The sequence below is a fragment of the Planobispora rosea genome, assembly GCF_014648175.1.
Lineage (GTDB): Bacteria > Actinomycetota > Actinomycetes > Streptosporangiales > Streptosporangiaceae > Planobispora > Planobispora rosea.
This window is the reverse complement of sequence record NZ_BMQP01000008.1, coordinates 98,478-116,020: the sequence shown is the minus strand read 5'-3', so window position 1 is coordinate 116,020 and position 17,543 is coordinate 98,478. Positions and strand designations below refer to the sequence as shown.

Annotated in this window: 14 protein-coding genes; 6 read left to right on the top strand and 8 right to left on the bottom strand. The window is 71.3% G+C overall.

Annotated elements, in window-relative coordinates; all coding sequences use genetic code 11:
- Positions 1-60: 60 nt before the first annotated feature.
- Positions 61-1,029 carry a magnesium transporter CorA family protein gene (locus tag IEZ08_RS10365; RefSeq protein WP_068928295.1) on the bottom strand — a complete coding sequence of 323 codons (969 nt, stop codon included), beginning with the start codon at positions 1,027-1,029 and terminating at the stop codon, positions 61-63.
- A 233-nt stretch (positions 1,030-1,262) separates the two neighbouring features.
- Here IEZ08_RS10365 and IEZ08_RS10360 point away from each other — a divergent pair, with 233 nt between their 5' ends.
- On the top strand, positions 1,263-1,736 hold the full coding sequence (locus IEZ08_RS10360; protein WP_141703497.1) for a hypothetical protein: 474 nt from the start codon (positions 1,263-1,265) through the stop codon (positions 1,734-1,736).
- Between the two features lie 364 nt (positions 1,737-2,100).
- A complete protein-coding gene (locus IEZ08_RS10355) occupies positions 2,101-4,374 on the top strand; it encodes an MMPL family transporter (protein WP_189242059.1) in 2,274 nt (757 codons plus the stop codon).
- A gap of 16 nt (positions 4,375-4,390) precedes the next feature.
- Here IEZ08_RS10355 and IEZ08_RS10350 read toward each other — a convergent pair whose 3' ends face one another.
- Positions 4,391-6,580, bottom strand: a complete 2,190-nt coding sequence (locus IEZ08_RS10350; RefSeq protein ID WP_189242058.1) for a WD40 repeat domain-containing serine/threonine protein kinase — start codon at positions 6,578-6,580, stop codon at positions 4,391-4,393.
- A 162-nt stretch (positions 6,581-6,742) separates the two neighbouring features.
- Positions 6,743-7,978 (bottom strand): benzoate/H(+) symporter BenE family transporter, encoded by a 1,236-nt coding sequence (locus IEZ08_RS10345; RefSeq protein ID WP_068920655.1) that lies wholly within the window; start codon positions 7,976-7,978, stop codon positions 6,743-6,745.
- A 72-nt stretch (positions 7,979-8,050) separates the two neighbouring features.
- Between IEZ08_RS10345 and IEZ08_RS10340 the strand changes: the two genes are divergently transcribed.
- Together IEZ08_RS10340 and IEZ08_RS40215 are read left to right on the top strand one after the other, a co-directional pair.
- Positions 8,051-8,620, top strand: a complete 570-nt coding sequence (locus tag IEZ08_RS10340; protein ID WP_068920654.1) for a helix-turn-helix domain-containing protein — start codon at positions 8,051-8,053, stop codon at positions 8,618-8,620.
- A gap of 69 nt (positions 8,621-8,689) precedes the next feature.
- Positions 8,690-8,815: a hypothetical protein gene (locus tag IEZ08_RS40215; RefSeq protein WP_268249322.1), complete on the top strand. Its 126-nt coding sequence runs from the start codon at positions 8,690-8,692 to the stop codon at positions 8,813-8,815.
- A gap of 41 nt (positions 8,816-8,856) precedes the next feature.
- Here IEZ08_RS40215 and IEZ08_RS10335 read toward each other — a convergent pair whose 3' ends face one another.
- Positions 8,857-9,645 carry a DUF4287 domain-containing protein gene (locus IEZ08_RS10335; protein WP_189242057.1) on the bottom strand — a complete coding sequence of 263 codons (789 nt, stop codon included), beginning with the start codon at positions 9,643-9,645 and terminating at the stop codon, positions 8,857-8,859.
- A gap of 254 nt (positions 9,646-9,899) precedes the next feature.
- Here IEZ08_RS10335 and IEZ08_RS10330 point away from each other — a divergent pair, with 254 nt between their 5' ends.
- On the top strand, positions 9,900-11,120 hold the full coding sequence (locus tag IEZ08_RS10330; RefSeq protein WP_229803026.1) for an MFS transporter: 1,221 nt from the start codon (positions 9,900-9,902) through the stop codon (positions 11,118-11,120).
- A 182-nt stretch (positions 11,121-11,302) separates the two neighbouring features.
- Here the strand turns inward: IEZ08_RS10330 and IEZ08_RS39455 are convergent, their stop codons facing one another.
- Positions 11,303-12,922 (bottom strand): pectate lyase family protein, encoded by a 1,620-nt coding sequence (locus IEZ08_RS39455; protein ID WP_203863325.1) that lies wholly within the window; start codon positions 12,920-12,922, stop codon positions 11,303-11,305.
- A 201-nt stretch (positions 12,923-13,123) separates the two neighbouring features.
- Positions 13,124-13,867: an MBL fold metallo-hydrolase gene (locus IEZ08_RS10315; RefSeq protein WP_068920651.1), complete on the bottom strand. Its 744-nt coding sequence runs from the start codon at positions 13,865-13,867 to the stop codon at positions 13,124-13,126.
- 246 nt (positions 13,868-14,113) lie between these two features.
- Between IEZ08_RS10315 and rho the strand changes: the two genes are divergently transcribed.
- A complete protein-coding gene (rho, locus tag IEZ08_RS10310) occupies positions 14,114-15,331 on the top strand; it encodes a transcription termination factor Rho (protein WP_084779469.1) in 1,218 nt (405 codons plus the stop codon).
- 129 nt (positions 15,332-15,460) lie between these two features.
- Here the strand turns inward: rho and IEZ08_RS10305 are convergent, their stop codons facing one another.
- Positions 15,461-15,916, bottom strand: coding sequence for a hypothetical protein (locus tag IEZ08_RS10305; protein ID WP_141703493.1), 456 nt, complete (start codon positions 15,914-15,916; stop codon positions 15,461-15,463).
- A gap of 47 nt (positions 15,917-15,963) precedes the next feature.
- Entirely contained in the window at positions 15,964-17,463 is a 1,500-nt protein-coding gene (locus tag IEZ08_RS10300) for a hypothetical protein (protein ID WP_189242056.1), read from the bottom strand.
- Positions 17,464-17,543 lie beyond the last annotated feature (80 nt).

Genomic DNA, 17,543 nt, shown 5'->3' with positions numbered 1-17,543 from the left:
GCGCCTGACACCGGCCCGGCGCACCATGATCACCGTACGGCGATCATCCGCCGGACCCGTTCAGAGCCAGTCGCGCTTCTTGAACATGCGGTACAACATCAGGCTCCCGGCGACGATCAGCACCGTCGAGGACCAGAAGCCGATCGGCTCACCGGAGCCGGGATAGGGCACGTTCTGCCCGTAGAAGCCGGTGATCAGGGTGGGGACCGCGATGATCGCGGCCCAGCTGGTGACCTTTTTCATGATCTGGTTGAGCTTGAACCCCTGCTGGTTCTGATGGGCCTCGCGGATGTTGCCCAGCAGCTCCCGGAGCGAGTCGGTCCACTCGGCGGCCCGCAGAGTGTGGTCGTGGACGTCCTGGTAGTACGGGATCAGCGCGGGGTCGAGCACCTCTCCGCCCCGGCGGAGCAGGCTCCCGACGACGTCACGCATCGGCATCGCCAGCCGCCGGAACCGGACCAGGTTCTTGCGCAGCTGGAAGGTCTCGCGGTGGCGGGGGCGCAGGTCGTCCGGGAGGCCGTTGAAGAGCTCGTCCTCCAGCGCCTCGACCCGGTCGTCCAGCGGCTGCAGCACCTCGAAGTAGCCGTCCACGATGTGGTCGAGCAGGCCGTGCAGCAGGTACGGCACGCCGTACTTGGCCATCTCCGGGCTCGCGTCCCAGCGCCGGACCACCGCCTCGATGTCGAAGTCACCGTTCTCCCGGACCGTGACCAGCGCGTTCTTCATCACGAAGATCGAAAGCTCGACGAGCTCGATCTTCCGGTCCACGAGTTCGGCGGCGTAGACCGTGATGAACAGGTGACTGTCGTAGCTGTCCAGCTTGGGACGCTGGTTGTCGTGCAGGGCGTCCTCGACCGCCAGCTCGTGCAGGCTGAGCTCCTCGCCGATCTTCGTCAGATCCGCTTCGGTGGGCGAGCAGATGTCGAACCACACGACCGCACCGGGCTCGCCGATGCACTCCGACACATCCTCGATCGGAAAGTTCTCCTTGACCAGGACGCCGTTGCGGTAAAGGCGGGTGCGATCCATCACGACAGAGTAGATGCCCGCCGCCCGGCCCCGAAACGGTTCACGCGACCGCCCGGCCGCCGACGCGCCCGTGAACACGATCCGGCCGGACGACGCGAACAACCCGGCGATTCAGCTATCCGGCTGTCCCACTGAAAAATCCGGCCGGACGATCCGGATGGAAATCCGACTGAATAATCCGGCTCTCCCGGGGCAGCTGAGGTTCACGACACACATACCCGAGGTGAGTAACGATGATTGTGCTGGGACTTCTCCTGATCGTGCTCGCGGGCGCGGCCGTGATCGCGGTCTCCTGGGACGAGACGGCCGCATCCACCGCCACCGCGTCGTTCACGGTCTTCGACCGCACCTTCCAGTTCACCCAGCTGGAGTTCTTCTTCGCCGGAGTCGCCACCGGCGCGGTCTTCCTGCTCGGCCTGGCCATGCTGCTGTCCGGCATGCGCCGTTCCGCCGCCCGCCGCCGGCAGCTCCGTGACTCCCGGATGGAGGCGCGTAACCGCGTCGCCCGCCTGGAGGAGGAGAAGCGCGAACTGGAGCGCAAGCTCGAAGCCACTCCCACGACCACCGACCCGGCCGTGGACCGCGACCGCGACGGTGTCGACGACCGGCTCGAGGACACCGGCCCGCACCCGCGGGTCGACATCCCGCAGCAGCCCAACGACCGCCTGGTGGCCGGCCGCCACGAGCGGACGGTCGACAGCCGGTAACCGCCTTCAGCCCGAACACCGAACACCGAACGCTTCATTTCCCCCCTCGCCCTCCGCCGGTACGGATCTCATCCGTACCGGCGGAGGTCTTTCTCCGGGGCCGCCGGCGGCTCGGCAGAACTCGTCGGATCCCTCGACAGTCTAAAAAATCATCCTCCACACGCTGCAGAGACATCATTGGCTCGAACGGCCCGGCCTGCGCGATGAGGGCCGGATCGGGGTTGTCCCCTAGGCCATCCCCTAGACCTCAGGTATGACGCCACCTACCCTCGCGGAGCGAGACGCAGACGGTCTCCACGGACGATGTCTCCCGCCCTCCCCGCCCCTACCTTCATGAGTAAAAATCAAGCAGGGAGCAGGGGGAATGGCACGCCGAAGGAACATCGCCGCCTCGGTGGGCGGCTGGAGCGCGCGCCACCGCTGGGCCGCGTTATTGATCTGGGTGGGGTTCGTCGTGACGGCGACCCTGGCGGGCAACGCGGTCGGCACCAAGGGGATGGAGCCCTGGGAGGACGACAACGGGGAGTCACGTAAGGCCGCGATCGTCCTGGACGCGGCCGGTTTCCCCGACGTCGCCGGGGAGACGGTTCTGATCCAGGCCAAGGGCTCCACCGCCCCGGCCGACTTCCGGGCGGTGGCGGAGGACGTCAGGAAGGCGGTGCTCGCCACCGGCGCGGTGGAGAACGTGCGCACGCCGTACGACGCGGAGGAGCCCGCGCCCATCAGCCAGGACCGGCGCTCGGCCCTGGTGACCTTCGACATGAAGGGCGAGGGGAAGACCGCCAAGGAACGGGTCCAGCCCGTGATCGACGCGGTGGCCGGGGTCCAGCGGGGGCACCCCGGTCTCCGGATCGGCCAGGCCGGCGAGGCCAGCAGCGGCCTGCTCATCGGCGACGTGCTCGGCGACGACCTGGTCCGGGCCGAACTGCTGTCCATCCCGCTGACGTTCGGCATCCTGCTGGCCGCCTTCGGCGCGCTGCTGGCCGCCGTGGTCCCGCTGGTGGTGGCGTTCACCGCCTATCTCGGCTCGATCGGCCTGCTCGCGCTGACCAGCCAGTTCCTGCACGTCGACTCGGCCACCACCAACCTCATGCTGCTGATCGGCCTGGCCGTCGGCGTCGACTACTCCCTGTTCTACATCCGCCGCGAGCGCGAGGAACGGGCCAGGGGCCGGGGCAGGGAGCGGGCCCTGGAGATCGCGGCGGCGACCTCGGGACGGGCCGTGCTGATCTCCGGCATCACCGTGATCGTCGCCATGGCGGGCATGTTCCTGACCGGCAACGGCATCTTCATGGGATTCGCCCAGGGCACGATCCTGGTGGTGCTGGTCGCGATGGTCGGCTCGATGACCGTGTTGCCCGCGATCCTGTCCCTGATCGGCGACAAGATCGACGCCCGGGTCGTGCACGGCACCGTCCGCAAGCTCACCGGCCGCACCTGGCGGCGGGTCCTCGGCGGGCGCGAGGGCGGCGGGCGCGTGTGGAACGCCATCCTCACCGCGGTGCTGCGCCGCCCGATCGTCTCGGTGCTGCTGGCCGGGGGCCTGCTGGTCGGCCTCTCGGTCCCGGCCTTCGACCTGCGCACCGGCGAGCCCGGCACCGCCGACGTGCAGGGCAGCTACCCCGTCATGGACACCTTCCGCGCCATCGAGGAGGCCTTCCCCGGCAACAAGGCCCCGGCCGCCGTCGTGCTGAAGGCCGACGACGTGACCGCGCCGCACGTCCGCAAGGAGGTCGAGCGCTTCCGGGAGCTCGCGCTCGGCACCGGTGAGATCGACCCCGCCTTCTTCGGCGTCAGCGTGAACCCCGACAAGACCGTGGCGGTCCTCAACCTCGGGCTGAAGGGCAAGGGACCCTCCGACGAGACCTCCGAGCACGCCGTGCGCACCCTGCGGGAGCGGGTCGTCCCGCCGACCGTCGGGCTGGTCGCCGAGACCTACGTCTACGGCAGCGTGGCCGGGGTGATGGACTTCAACGCCCAGCTCGGCAGCACCGTCCCGCTGGTCTTCACCTTCGTCCTGCTGCTGGCGTTCGTCCTGCTGCTGGCGTCGTTCCGGTCACTGGTGGCGGCGGTGACGGCGATCGTGCTGAACCTGCTCTCGGTGGCCGCGGCGTACGGTGTGCTGGTCATGGTCTTCCAGTACGGCTGGGGCGAGAACCTGCTGAACTTCGAGTCCACCGGCTCGATCGTGAGCTGGCTGCCGCTGTTCCTGTTCGTGATCCTCTTCGGGCTCTCGATGGACTACCACGTGTTCATCCTGAGCCGGATCCGCGAGGCCTTCGACCGGGGCATGCCCACCGAGCAGGCCGTGACCCACGGGATCAGGACGACCGCCGGGGTGGTGAGCAGCGCGGCGTTCATCATGGTCGGGGTGTTCGCGATCTTCGGCACGATGTCGCTGCTCTCCTTCAAGGAGATGGGCATCGGCCTGGCGGCGGCCATCCTGATCGACGCCACGATCGTCCGGGCGGTCCTGCTGCCCGCGACGATGAAGCTGCTCGGCGAGGCCAACTGGTACCTGCCGCGCTGGCTCGGCTGGCTGCCGGTCCTGGAGCACGGGGCCGGCGACGATGACGACGAGGGCCCGGACGAGCCGGACGCCCTCCCCTCCGAGCGGATCCCGGTCACCGTCGGCTGACACCGCCCGACCGGCGTCAGGCGGTGCGCAGGCTGGCGACGTCGAAGAGCCCCACCTCGTTGCCCAGGGCCACGGCCAGGACGGTGCCGTCGGCGCTGAAGGCCACGGCCTGGATCTGGCCCTTGGGCACGGGCTGGGGGAGCTGCTCGCGGGTGGCGACGTCCCAGAGGAGGACGCCGTTGCGATCGGTCCCGGCGGCCAGCAGGGTCCCGTCGGGGCTGAGCGCCATGGTGTTGACGGTCGTCTTGGCGCCCTTGAACGCCTCGCCCGCCGGTTTGCGGGAGGACAGGTCCCAGACCCGGACGACCTTGTCGTATCCCGCGCTCGCCAGGGTCTCTCCGTCGAGGAACACCACCGCGTTGACGCTGTCCTTGTGCCCGGTCAGCGGGCTGCCGGACGCCTTGCCGTCGGAGGTGCGCCAGATCCGGACCCTGTCGTCCCAGCCGGCGGTGGCCAGCAGGCTCCCGTCGGGGCTGAACGCCGCGTTGCGGACGAACTCGGTGTGCCGCATGGACGCGCCCGCCTGCTTCCGGCTGGAGGTCCGCCAGAGCCGGACCCACTCGTAGCCGCTCCCGGTGACGAACAGCCCGCCGTCCGGGCTGAACCGCGCGAAGACGGAGCCCACCACGGATTTCGACACGCGGCGCCGGGAGCCGACGTCCCACACGTGGGCCTCGGTGTCCTGCACGCCGCCGACGCTGACCAGGGTCCGCCCGTCCGGGCTCAGTGCCAGGCCCTCGACGTAGAACTTGCGGTCGTCGAGTTCGTCGATCATCTTCCCGGAGGGGGCCTCCCAGAGACGGATTTTGCCGTCCCAGCATCCGGCGGCCACCGTACGGCCGTCTGCGGAGATCGCGAGGCCCTGCACCAGCTGGCCGTTGCGGAGCACCAGGGGGTCCCGGCCGGGCGGGAGCGGGCCGGACGGGCTCGGGCCGGCGGAGGGGGTCCCCGAGGGTGAGGCCGACGGACCGCCCGTGGACGAGGACAAGGACGACGGGGACGGGGAATGGGACTGGGACGGCCGCAGGCTACTGGTGACCTCCGTACCGGGCTGGGCTCCGACCGTGCTGTCCTTCTCCCTCAGGTAGCGGGGGATCAGGACCGCGGCCCCGGCCACCACCCCGGTGGCCAGCGCGGCGCCTCCGCCGATCAGAAGGTTCCGCCGGGAGACCCCGGCGGAGGGCCGGGTGGAGGACGGGCCGGTGGGCGGCGGGACCCACCCGGAGGGACCCGTGGGTTGCGCCCCCATCGGGGACGGGCCGGTGGAGTACGACGCCATCGGGGAAGGCCCCGTGCCGGAGGCGGGGGCTGCGGGGGGCGCCGAGGGGTGCGCCACCCGTCCCATCGCTGTGACCAGCAGATCGCCGGTGGAGACCGGCACGTCGGACCGGGCCGTCCCGTTGCCGGTGATGAGGCCCAGCAGAACCTGCTCGGCCGTGGGTCGGCTCCCCGGAGCCTTGGCCAGGCACCGGCCGACGATCTCCCGCAGGCCGTCCGGGAGGCCGGTGAGGTCGGGCTCGTGGTGGAGGATCCGGTACACCAGGGCCGCGATGGCGATGTCACGGCCGAACGGGGTCCTGCCCGTCCCGGCGAACAGGATGGTGCCGGCCCAGCTGAACATGTCGGAGGGCGGGCCCACCTCCTCCCCGGAGAGCTGCTCGGGCGACATGTACGGCGGGGTGCCGACCACGCTGGCGGAGGTGGCGGTCATGGACGTGCTGCGTGCGATGCCGAAGTCGACCACCCGCGGCCCGTCCGGGCCGAGCAGCACGTTGGCGGGTTTGAAGTCCCGGTGGACGATCCCGGAGCCGTGGATCGCCGCCAGGGCGGTGGCCGTACCGACCGCGAGCCGTTCCAGGTCACGCGGGCCGAGGGGTCCGCGTGAGCCGACCCGCTGCTCCAGCGACTCCCCCTCGATGAACTCGCTCACCACGTACGGCCGCTCGCCCGCCGTGCCCGCGTCGAGGATGCGCGCCGTGCAGAACTGGGGGACCTGGCGGGCCGCCTCCACCTCGCGGAGGAAGCGCCTGTGGTTCCTGGGGTCACCGGCGACGTGGCTGTGCAGGACCTTGACGGCGACCCGCACGCCCGCGGCGGACTCCCCGAGGTACACCGCTCCCTGCCCGCCCGTCCCCACGCGCCCGAGGAGGCGGTACTCCCCGATCCGCGATGGTTCGTCCGGCCGCAGGGGGTGCGGTTCCGACACGTGTGCCTCCCGGTGTCTCGCGGTCTCGGGATCGATGCGGCAGTGGGAGTGGCGGGTGCGGCCGGCCGGGGCTGTCCGGTTCGATCACGTCCCAGAATAGGCAGTTTGTGGCAGAGGTGGGGTAAATCCGTCCCGTTCCGGGCCCCCGGTCCGGGACCGGACTCAGGTCCGGGCCCGGTCCCGTCCGGGATTCGGATCAGGGCCCGGGCCCGGATGAGAGGCCGTACCAGAGGCCGGTACGGCCTGCGGAGCCTTCCTCCCCCGGTGCAGCAGCGTCATCAACCCGCCCGCGACGAGGCCCCAGAAGGCCGCGCCCACCCCGAGCACGGTCACCCCGGACGCGGTGACCGCGAAGGTGACCACCGCGGCCTCCCGGCCCTCGGGCTCGGCGACGGCCGCGGTGACCGCCGAGGCGAGCGCGCCGAGGAGGGCGAGCCCGGCGACGGCCTCGATGAGCACCGGCGGGGAGAGCAGGACCAGGGCCGTCGCGAGCCCGGCTCCGAGCCCCAGGACGATCATCGAGATCCCCGCGGTGGTGGAGGCGATCCACCTCCGCCCGGGATCGGGGCCGGCGTCGGGCCCGGCGGCCAGGGCGGCGGTGATCGCGGCCAGGTTCAGCGCGTGCCCGCCCAGCGGAGCCGCGACGGCACTGGCCAGGCCGGTGCCGACGAGCAGGGGGCGCAGCGGCGGGCGGTAGCCGTACCCGGCCAGGACCGCCATGCCCGGCACGTTCTGCGCGGCCATCGTGACCAGGAAGAGCGGGACCGCGATGCTGATCATCGCCGGGGCGCTCCAGGACGGCGCGGTCAGCTCGGCCACCGGCCGTACGTCCACCGCGCCCAGGCCCGGCCCGGTGAGCGCGATGGCCGCGATCGCGACCAGCAGCGCCCCGGGAACCGCCCACGTGCGGGCCACCCGGCTGAGCACCGCCCAGACCAGCACGACCGGAACGGCCGGCCCCGGCACCTCGACCAGCGCCCTGACCGGCGCGACGCACAGGTCGAGCAGGACTCCGGCGAGCATCGCCCCGGCGATCGGCGCCGGGATGGCCGAGATCCAGCGGCCGAGGGCGGGGAAGAGGCCGGCGACGACGATGAGCAGGCCGCAGACGACGAACGCGCCGACCGCGGCGGGGAAGCCGCCCTCGACGGCGCCGGTGGAGACCAGCAGCGCCGCGCCGGGCGTGGACCAGGCGACGGCGATCGGCGTGCGCAACCGCACGCTCAGCCAGATCGCCGTCCCGCCCACGGCCAGGCAGAGGGCGAGCAGCCCGGAGGCGGCCTGCCCCTGGTCGGCGCCCGCCGCGCGGAGGCCGGCCAGCACGACGGTGAAGGAACTGGCGAACCCGACCAGAGCGGTCACCACCCCGGCCAGCACCGGCTGCAGCAGGCGGTTCATCCGTCGTCCTCCGATGTCTCCGGGGACATTCGTTCCGTAAACGGAACGGCTGTCGTGCTGCACGATAGCTCCATGAAGCCCGGCGCACAAAATCCTCGTCCGACCCCGGATTCCGACACCCCAGACATCGGTCGGCGAATCCGCAGGTTGAGGGAGGAGCGTGGCATCTCCCTCTCGGAGCTCGCCCGGCGGGCGGGCGTCGGCAAGGCCACGCTCTCCGGGCTGGAGAACGGCACCCGCAACCCGACGCTGGAGACCCTCTGGACGGTGACCGCCCAGCTCGGCGTGGGCCTGGCCGCCGTGGTCGACACCGGCCCCGTCGTGCACGGCACCGCCGTACAGGGGGTGCTGCTCCAGGCTTTCGAGGAGGAGGGCGCCGCCTACGAGCTCTACCGCCTGTTCTTCCCCACGGGCTCCACCCAGACCTCCCCCGCCCACCCCGAGGGCGTCACCGAGCATCTGACCGTCTTCGCCGGCACCCTGCGCGCGGGCCCGGCCGACGCCCCCCTGACGGCCGGGCCCGGCGAGTACGTCACCTGGCGCTCGGACGTCCCGCACACCTACACCGTCCTCGGCGAGCACGACGTCCACGCCAGCCTCCTGATCCGCTACCCCCGGCGGCGGAGCGAGCCCGGGGGGTGAAATACCGTTCGAGCAGCCGGGACGGCACCGTCGCGTACGCCTGGAAGACGTCCTCCCCTATCAGAAGCGGTGCCGACCCCGCTGACCGGCACGTGCTCGCGGCGGCCGTCGATGGATCTGGCGGGCCTGCCGGCCCGGCTCGATCGCGCCGGGGTCAGCGGCTTCACCGAGGAGGTCCGCCGTCTGGCCCTGTGACCGTACGGCCTCCGGACCATGTGGTCCCCTCGCGCGGCGGGTCAGCCCTCCAGGAGTTTCTTCAGTACGGCCACGCGCTCGCGCCAGTAGGCCTTCAGCTCGGCGGCCGACGCGGCGTCGGGGAGCTTGCCGTGCTGGAGACCGAGCTGGGCCTTCTCCGCACCCTTGGCGACCACGCCGACAGTGATCGCGGCCCGGCCCTCCCAGTTGGCGGTGACGGACTTGCCCGGGCGCGAGGTACGGATCTCGAAGGGGGCGTCCGGCAGCCACCGGGCGCGCAGGTCGTCGTCGGTGAACGCCTCGACGACCCGCTCGGCCGGGACATTGATGATTTTGCTCGCGCTGATCGAGAAGTCGCCGCCGCGCGACTGGCCGGGAGCCCGCAGACCGCGCGCCCGCTCGTAGGAGACGGTGACGCTCTGCGCCCACCAGCCCTGGACGCCGTGCTCCTCGACCAGCCAGCGGGCGATCTCCCCGTGCGGACGGGCGGCGGCGCCCCAGTCGTCGAGGAGCGCGAACCACTCGTCGTTGGAGCGGCCGGTCCGCGCGACCACCACGTCGTCGGAGAGCGTCACGTCACGGACGGCCCCGGACCGCCCGGTCGGAGCGGAGGATCCCCCGGACGGGAGAGCCGTGGCGGAGAGTGCCTCGGGCTGCCCGATGGGCTCGCCGCCGGGGACGCGGGGGACGTCAAGGACACCGGGGACATCGGCGCCGTCAGGGACGCCGGGACCGTCGGGGACGAGGTGGCGGCGGGCGGCGGTGTAACTCTCGCCGGTCTTGGCCATGCGGGCGCGGACGCGGCTCTTGAAGGACTTGTTGCTGGTCATCTCATGCTCCTGGACACGGCGCCGCGCCGGGACTCACGCTCCCGTCGCCCCACCGGATCGAGGGCATGTGCAACCGGCGTCCCGAGAACTCCAGGGTCCCCTTTACCTCCGCGAGCCGGTGGCGTGAGCACCGGTGAAGGAGGTCGGGCGCGGGAACCACGCCTGACTCCAAGCTACCTTCCGGCGCCGACGTTTTCACCCCCGCTCCGCCCCCGCGATCGGAGCACAAAGTTCGCAAAAGTAATATTCATCCCATGACACCACGGTCCAAAGCCATGATCTTCTGGGCCACGGGTGTTCTGGCCTACGTCATCGCCGTCTTCCACCGCCAGTCCCTCGGTGTCGCGAGCATCGAGGCCGCCGCCCGGCTCGGTGTGGGAGCGGCCGGGCTCTCCCTGCTGGCCATGCTCCAGCTCCTGGTGTACGCGGCCATGCAGGTACCCGTCGGCGTGCTGGTCGACCGGTTCGGCTCCAAGCGCATGCTGGTCACCGGGGCCGCGGTGATGGCCTGCGGCGAGCTGGCCTTCGCCTTCGCGGGCGGGCTAGCGGGCGGAGTCGCGGGCCGGGCGCTCATCGGATGCGGCGACGCGATGACGTTCATCAGCGTGATCCGGCTGGTGAGCCTCCACTTTCCCGCGCAGCGCAACCCGGTGCTGGTCCAGCTCACCGGCATCATCGGTCAGCTCGGCGCGGTCGCCTCGGCCGTCCCGCTGATCCACTCCCTGCGCTCGTACGGCTGGACGCCGACCTTCCTGGGCGCCGCCGCTCTGGGCGCCGTGGCCGTACTGCTGCTCCTGACGGTCCTGCGCGACTCCCGGCCGGAGCGCGCGGCCGGGGCCCCGCCCGGGCTGAAGGCCGCCTGGGCCGAGCCCGGAACACGCCTGGGCATGTGGACCCACGCGGCCACCCAGTGCTCGGCCGCCGCATTCCTCCTGCTGTGGGGGTATCCGTTCCTGGTCCAGGGACACGGCCTGGACCCGTCCACGGCGGGTGTGCTGCTGTCCGCCCTGACCCTGTGCGGCATGGTCTGCGGGCCGCTGCTCGGCTATCTCGCCGGGCGTTTCCCGTTCCACCGCTCCCGGCTGGTGCTCATCGTGATCGGCACCACCGCCGGGGCGTGGACCGCCGTGCTGGCCTGGCCGGGGCGGGCGCCTCTCTGGCTGCTCGCCGTACTGGTGGTCGTCCTGGCGGCCAACGGTCCCGGCTCGATGATCGGCTTCGACTACGCCAGGACCTTCAACCCGGTCACCCGGATCGGAGCGGCGACCGGCATCGTCAACGGCGGCGGCTTCGTGGCCTCCATGTCGGTGATCGCCCTGATCGGCATCGTCCTCGACCTGCACGGCGGGACGGGGCCGGAGGCGTTCCGCTGGGCGTTCGCCGTACAGTATCCATTCTGGATGCTCGGCGCCGTACAGGTCCTGCGCTATCGGACGATCACCCGTCGTCTGCTGGCCGCCCAGCCGAGCACCTGAAGCCTCCCGGACCCCGGTCCGGGCGGCGCCCACGAGCAGGGCCTCTCTCCTTCCCACGGTCAGGGTGTGAAGGGGAGAGGCCCGTTGAGGGGATGCTCACTTCCGCACGGTCAGGATGCGGAGGGGAGCAGCCGTGCCGCGGAGCGGGGACCTCCTACGGGACGCCGCGGAGCGGGGAACCGCTACGGGATCCGGTCCGCGCCGGCCGCACCGGCGCCCGCGGCCGGCGGGGCCGAGGGGGCGGAACCGGCCGAGTAGGCGTACGGCGGCGCCGCGACACCGCCGTCGGCGCGCAGCCAGTCGCTCTGCTCCTTGCCGCCGTCCTGCGCCCGGGTGATCGTGGCCGGGTCGTAGAAGTTGCTGCCGGTCCAGGTCAGCCTGGTGTCGCCGAAGTCCTCCGTGATGGTCTTCGCGCCCTTCACGTAGTTGCTCTCGGCATAGATCTGGCCGCCCACGCCCAGCCCGATGAAGTAGTCCTCGACGTCCACGTAGTTGGCGAACACGTGGGCGTAGCCGAAGCGCACCCGCGGGTGGCGGGTGTTCGACCCGTCGAACCAGTTGTGGTGGTAGGTGACGCGCAGATAGCCCCTGTCCTGCGCGCCGTTGCCGTCGCTGTGGCCCAGCAGCATCGACTTGTCCGTGGCGACGAACCGGTTGTAGGAGACCGTCACCAGGTCCGACCCGCGCTTGACGTCCACCGAGCCGTCGGTGGAGGTGTGGAAGGTGTTGTGGTCGACCCACACGTGGTGCGAGTAGCACTGCACGTTGACCGAGTCGTCGGCGGAGTTCCGGAACGTCAGGTTCCGGATGATCACGTTCTGCGTGTGGGTGAACCTGTCCTTGCTGGCGGGGCTGCAGAGATCACCGCCCCAGGCGACCTCGTCCGGGCCCCAGCCGTTGACGTCGAACCCGAACCCGCTGATCGTCGCGTTCGTCCCGACGCCGATGATGGTCTTGTTCGAGCCGACGTCCAGCATCTTGGCGCCGGTGCCGGTGATCGTTCCCGACACGCGGACGATGCGGGGCGTGTCGTCGGCGACGGCCGCCGCCAGTTGCGCGTAGCTGCTGACGGTCACCGTCTCGCCGCCGGCGCCGCCGCTCGTCCCGGTCCGGCCGTACCCGGCCACGGTGGCGAAGCCGACCAGGCCGTCGGCGTTGCCCGGGGAACCGGTCGGGGTCACCGTGGGCGTCGCCGTGGGGGTGACCGTGGGCGTCACGGTGGGCGTCGCCGTCGGTGTCGCCGTCGGTGTCGCCGTCGGTGTCGCCGTCGGTGTCGCGGAGCCCGCCGGGACGAACTTCCACTGCTTGCTCGTTGCCGAGTCGCAGGAGTTCTGCTGGACCAGGGCGCCGGAGGCGGTCGAGTTGTCCTTGATGTTGAGGCACTTGCCGCCGTTGGCGTTGACGACCCGGTGGTTCGCCCCTGCGGCGGTCAGTTGCCAGGTCTGGGAGGAGGCTCCCGAGCAGGCCTCCTGCTGTACGGCCTTGCCCGCGGAGGTGCTTGCGTCCTTGACGCCCGCGCACTTGCCGCTGTGGGCGGCCTTGAGCTGCAATCCGCCGCTGACGGCGGTCAGGTTCCAGGTCTGGGAGGAGTCCCCGTCGCAGGCGGACTGCGCGAGCTGCACGCCGTCGGACGTGCCGGCGCCGGGAACCTCCAGACACAGGCCGCTGCCCGCGTTGACGAGGGTGTACGCGCCGGGTGCCGGGGCCGCGGCGGCCGAGGCGGCCGTCCACCCGGAGGCGGCGAGCGCGCCGATGACGGCGATGGTGGCCGCCGCCGCCCTTCTGTCGAATCTGCTCTTCAAGCCGAGCTCCTTGCTGGTCCAGCGGGTCCTGGGACCCGCGTCTGGATTCCCCCCAGCGAGTACTCACTGTTCACACGAGTTGCTCACACGAGTGAACGCACGCTTGTCGGCGCGCAGGCAAACCATAAGGAAAGCGTTTTCCCACTGTCAATGGAGCATGAAATTTCCAGCCGGAACCGGGCCCGGCGAACGGCTCCCGGTTCAGGCCAGTTCGATGAACGGCTCCGGAAGGTGAGCCGTGGCGATCAGGCCGCCCTCCGCCCTGACCCGGTTCAGCACCTCGATGCGGGTCCTGGCCGCCAGCTCGGGGTCGTCGTCGTAGAGGTAGGGCACCTCCGGGTCGGCCAGCTGGGAGGGGTGGAGCAGCAGATCGCCGGTCAGCGCGAGCTCGCCCACCCGGACGATCTGGTGACCCGGGGTGTGGCCGGGAGCGTGGACCACCCGGATTCCGGAGAACAGCTTCACGTCTCCGTCGATCACCCGGACCCGCTCGCCCAGCGGGCGGACGATGTGGTCGAGGACCGCCTCGGAGGCCGCGTCGATCTCGCTCCGCTGCAGGACGTACTCGGCACCGGGGAAGGCGGGCGCACCGCCGATCACGGCGCCGCCCGCGTGGTCGCTGTGCAGGTGGGTGATGACCACCGCCTCCACGTCCTCGGGCGCGGTTCCCACCCGCGCCAGCTCGGCCGTCAGCGATCCGGGCACGGGCGCCCAGCTCGCCGCCGGCGAGTCCGCCGGCCCGATCCCGGTGTCCACCAGCACGGTCCGGCCCGCCGCGTCACGCAGCAGGTAGCAGCGGAAGTGCAGGATCCACTCGCCGTCGTGGTGGCAACCGCCGGGGAACATCTCCGGAAGCGGTCGCCGGATGGCTTCTCCCATCGGTCCCACGGCATCGCGCAGCGGAAACACCTCGACGCCCGCGATGGTTATGGGTAGGTAGGGCATGTGATCTCCTTGTGACGGCGGGCGGGCATGCTACCGTGATAGCGGGTGTGACGCACCGCAGGCTGAGCCGCGTGCGACCGATCCGCCCCTTTTCTCTCATCACCGTGCCTCACCCGGCACGTGGTTCTCCTCCCGCGCATCCCGCGCGGCACTCGTTCTCCTCCCGCGCGACCGGCGCGGGTTCCCAGGACGTTCCGTACGTTCCCCAGGACGTTCCGTACGTCCGTTCCATCTGAGAGGTCGCCCATGACCGTAGAGACCATCACCAGGAAACCCCCGCGCCGCCGTAGGAGCGACGCCTCGTCCCCGTCCCCCGATCCCGTCTCCACCGCCGTTTCCGTTCCCGCCCAGTCCCCCGGCTCCGGCCCCGACTCCGATCCCGCGCTCGTCGAGGTCGCCTCGGGCCTCCTCGACGTCCGTGACAAGGCCGCCCACCTCAGAACCGGTGGCCACCTCCCCGGCCGCGCCGACGTGAAGGTCCCGCTCGCCCAGGTCAGGCAGTACGGCCTGCGCCCCGGCGACCACGTCGTCGCCACCGCGCGCAGGCCGTACGACAGGCTGGTCGAGGTGCGCGCCGTCAACGGCGCCGCGCCCGGCGGCCCCCGTCCGCACTTCGCGGACATGACACCGGTCCACCCCAGCGAACGGCTCCGCCTGGAGACCGACTCGCTCACCGCCCGGGTCGTCGACCTGTTCGCCCCGATCGGCAGGGGGCAGCGCGGCCTGATCGTCGCCCCGCCCAAAGCGGGCAAGACCCTCGTCCTGCGGGAGCTGGCCGCGGCGATCTCCGGCAACCACCCGGACGTCCACCTCATGGTCGTGCTCGTCGGCGAGCGGCCCGAGGAGGTCACCGAGATGCGCGAGTCGGTCCGGGGCGAGGTCGCCGCCTCCACCTTCGACCGCCCGGACCGCGACCACACGGCGGTCGCCGAGCTGGCGATCGAGCGCGCCAAGCGCCTGGCCGAGAGCGGCCACGACGTCGTCGTGCTGCTGGACTCGCTGACCCGCCTGGCCCGCGCCTACAACAACCTCGCCCCGGGCGGGGGCCGTACCCTCGCCGGAGGCCTCGACGCCGCCGCCCTCCTGCCGCCGCGCCGCTTCTTCGGCGCCGCCCGCAACCTCCGTGACGGTGGTTCGCTGACCATCCTCGCCACCGCCCTCGTCGAGACCGGATCCCGGATGGACGACAACCTCTTCGAGGAGTTCAAGGGCACCGGCAACATGGAGCTGCGCCTCCGCCGCGATATCGCCGACAAGCGGATCTACCCGGCCGTGGACCTGGACGCCTCCGGAACCCGGCGCGAGGAGATCCTGCTCGATCCCGACGAGCGCCGGCTCACCTGGCGCCTGCGCCGTACCCTCAGCGGCCTGGACCGGCAGCAGGCCCTGGAGCTCCTCCTCGACCGCCTCGGCGAAACCCCCTCCAACGCCGCGTTCCTCCAGCAGGTCCGCCAGACCACCTGACCGGCCGCCTGGAGCGGAGCGCGAGCACCATCAGGCAGACGACCGGAGCCGCCGAGATCGTCGCGTCACAACGGGCGACTCCAGGGACGCGAGACGGCGATCCGGTTACCCGTCACCGGCGGGACCGGGTCACTGGGGCCAGTTGGCGACGGTGGATGCCTTGATGGGGTCGGTGTAGCACCGGAAGATCCCGTTGGTCCGGTAGCTGACCAGGCAGACCCGCACGTCCACCCGGTCGACCTCGCCGTCCGAGGACAACTTGAAGTTCGCGCCCTTCGAGGAGCAGGTGTAGCGGACCTGCGACCAGCCGGTGCCGCCGCTCTTGTAGTGGAACCGCGCCCGCAGGTAGGCGCAGTGACCGGAGTGGCGGTCGCGGTCGTACAGCTTGCCGGAGACGACGAACCGCTCGGAGTCGAAGTCGCTCAGCCACACGTCGGCCTTGGCGTAGCCGCCGTGGCCGCTCTTGGACTGGACGGGGCCCCAGTGGTGCACGCGGTCCCCGGCGGCGGCCTGCGCCGTCCCGGTCAGCCCTCCGGCGAGCACGAGCGCCAGCAACCCACTACCGATGACAGTTCTCTTCCTCATGAGCCCTATGTGTACCAGTAGCCCCTTGAAAGCGACTTGCGCCCCACTTATCGCCGATTACCTGGATAAACCATGATAAGGAACTGCTCGACGGCGTCCTCCCCGTTCTTCCACGCCTCCTCGCTGCCACGTACGTGGACCCGGACCCGATACCCGCCCTTGCCCGCGACAGTGAGGTTGACGAGCCTCCTGCCACCGTAGAAGTCGACGAACGCCAGGTTCCCGCGGGTGCTCCGGTAGGGGATCTCCCGTACCGTGTCCCAGCCGCGCCGCTCCAGCGGGGGCCTGCGATCGTAGGCCTCGGCCGTGACGCACACGGTCGCGAACTCGTTGGCGACCGTCACCTGCACAATCCCGGGCTCGGCCCCGACCAGTCCCTTGACCAGGAGCGGACTGGCCTCGATCATCTCGAAGTCCTCGTCCTCAAGCGCCACGAGGGCGTTGTAGTCGGTGTGCACGGCGCCCGCCGCCCGCCGCACCGGCCGGATGCTCGGACGGTGCGGAGGATATGCCGCGCACTTGGCTTCGAGCGCCGCCTGTTTGCGCTCCTCGGCCAGGCGCTCCCGCTCGGCCTCGGCCTTCTCCACCGCGACCACCTGCGGGCAGATCGCCCTGAGCCCCTCGGCCAGGTCCGTGCTGTGCTCCAGCCCCACCTCCTCGTACGGTTCCCGCTCGTTCGCGTCCCCGCCGGCCCGCACCGCAGCGGCGCAGAGGTGGCGGCCGTAGGCGAGCACCTGCTCGTCGGGCATGTCCTCGAACGCGCGGATCGATCCTTGCCCCCACGGACCGCCGCGCACCGCGCAGAGGAACCGGGCCTCCCCCTCCAGCTCACCCAGGCCGTCTATCGGGAACCCCTCGGCGGTCGAGCACACCTCGCTCCCGGAGATCCTGCCGGTGGCGGCGTCCGAGACGGGCAGTAGGAGCATCGGGGGGACCAGGGACAGGCACAGCGCCACCCGGGCCGCGCCGGAGCGGCGGGCGTGCGGCGGCCGTACGGCGCGCAGCATGAGCACCAGGCAGACGCCTGTGATCAGGTAGGTGGTGAAGGTCAGGGCGATGACGGAGGATCCGCCCAGTGCCTGGCGGCAGTGGGGGCCCGTCATCGTGTCCAGCCATATCGCCGGGAGGGGGAAGAGGAAGACCAGCCCGACCAGGGCCACGGAGATCCGCGTGACGACCCGGCCGATCCCCGGCCGCCCCAGCCGGTTCCCGGCCAGCCACGCCGCGAAGGACACCACCACGAACGGCAGCGCGCCGAACCAGAAGACCGGCACCTCGTAGAGGACCCCGACGACCCAGCCATGATCTTCGAGGGCCTGGCTGCCGGCGCACATGTCCAGTTCCAGGAAGTCCTCGTACCGGCGGGGGTAGCGATCGTAACGGTCCAGGCTTGAGAACACCTGCTCCAACACCCACGGCGGGATCAGGGGGAACAGCGCCAGGACGGAGGCCGCGGCCCACTGGAACCATGCCGCCCTCCGGGGCCGGAACCGTTCCCGGGACCGCGACGCCCTCCCCGCGGGGGCGGCCGGGGAATCTCCGGGCATGGCGGGCTCCTTCTCTCCGGGACCGGCCGTGATCGGCTCGCTGTACGGCGAGCATCGTAGGGATGCGAGGCGACAGTCCG

What these genes read in the sequence shown, in the direction of transcription:
- IEZ08_RS10345 (WP_068920655.1), bottom strand. Translation starts at nt 7,978, where the DNA reads ATGAACCGCCTGCTGCAGCCGGTGCTGGCCGGGGTGGTGACCGCTCTG.
- IEZ08_RS10360 (WP_141703497.1), top strand. Translation starts at nt 1,263, where the DNA reads ATGATTGTGCTGGGACTTCTCCTGATCGTGCTCGCGGGCGCGGCCGTG.
- IEZ08_RS10315 (WP_068920651.1), bottom strand. Translation starts at nt 13,867, where the DNA reads ATGCCCTACCTACCCATAACCATCGCGGGCGTCGAGGTGTTTCCGCTG.
- IEZ08_RS10300 (WP_189242056.1), bottom strand. Translation starts at nt 17,463, where the DNA reads ATGCCCGGAGATTCCCCGGCCGCCCCCGCGGGGAGGGCGTCGCGGTCC.
- IEZ08_RS10335 (WP_189242057.1), bottom strand. Translation starts at nt 9,645, where the DNA reads ATGACCAGCAACAAGTCCTTCAAGAGCCGCGTCCGCGCCCGCATGGCC.
- IEZ08_RS10355 (WP_189242059.1), top strand. Translation starts at nt 2,101, where the DNA reads ATGGCACGCCGAAGGAACATCGCCGCCTCGGTGGGCGGCTGGAGCGCG.
- IEZ08_RS10305 (WP_141703493.1), bottom strand. Translation starts at nt 15,916, where the DNA reads ATGAGGAAGAGAACTGTCATCGGTAGTGGGTTGCTGGCGCTCGTGCTC.
- IEZ08_RS10330 (WP_229803026.1), top strand. Translation starts at nt 9,900, where the DNA reads ATGACACCACGGTCCAAAGCCATGATCTTCTGGGCCACGGGTGTTCTG.
- IEZ08_RS10365 (WP_068928295.1), bottom strand. Translation starts at nt 1,029, where the DNA reads ATGGATCGCACCCGCCTTTACCGCAACGGCGTCCTGGTCAAGGAGAAC.
- rho (WP_084779469.1), top strand. Translation starts at nt 14,114, where the DNA reads ATGACCGTAGAGACCATCACCAGGAAACCCCCGCGCCGCCGTAGGAGC.
- IEZ08_RS10340 (WP_068920654.1), top strand. Translation starts at nt 8,051, where the DNA reads ATGAAGCCCGGCGCACAAAATCCTCGTCCGACCCCGGATTCCGACACC.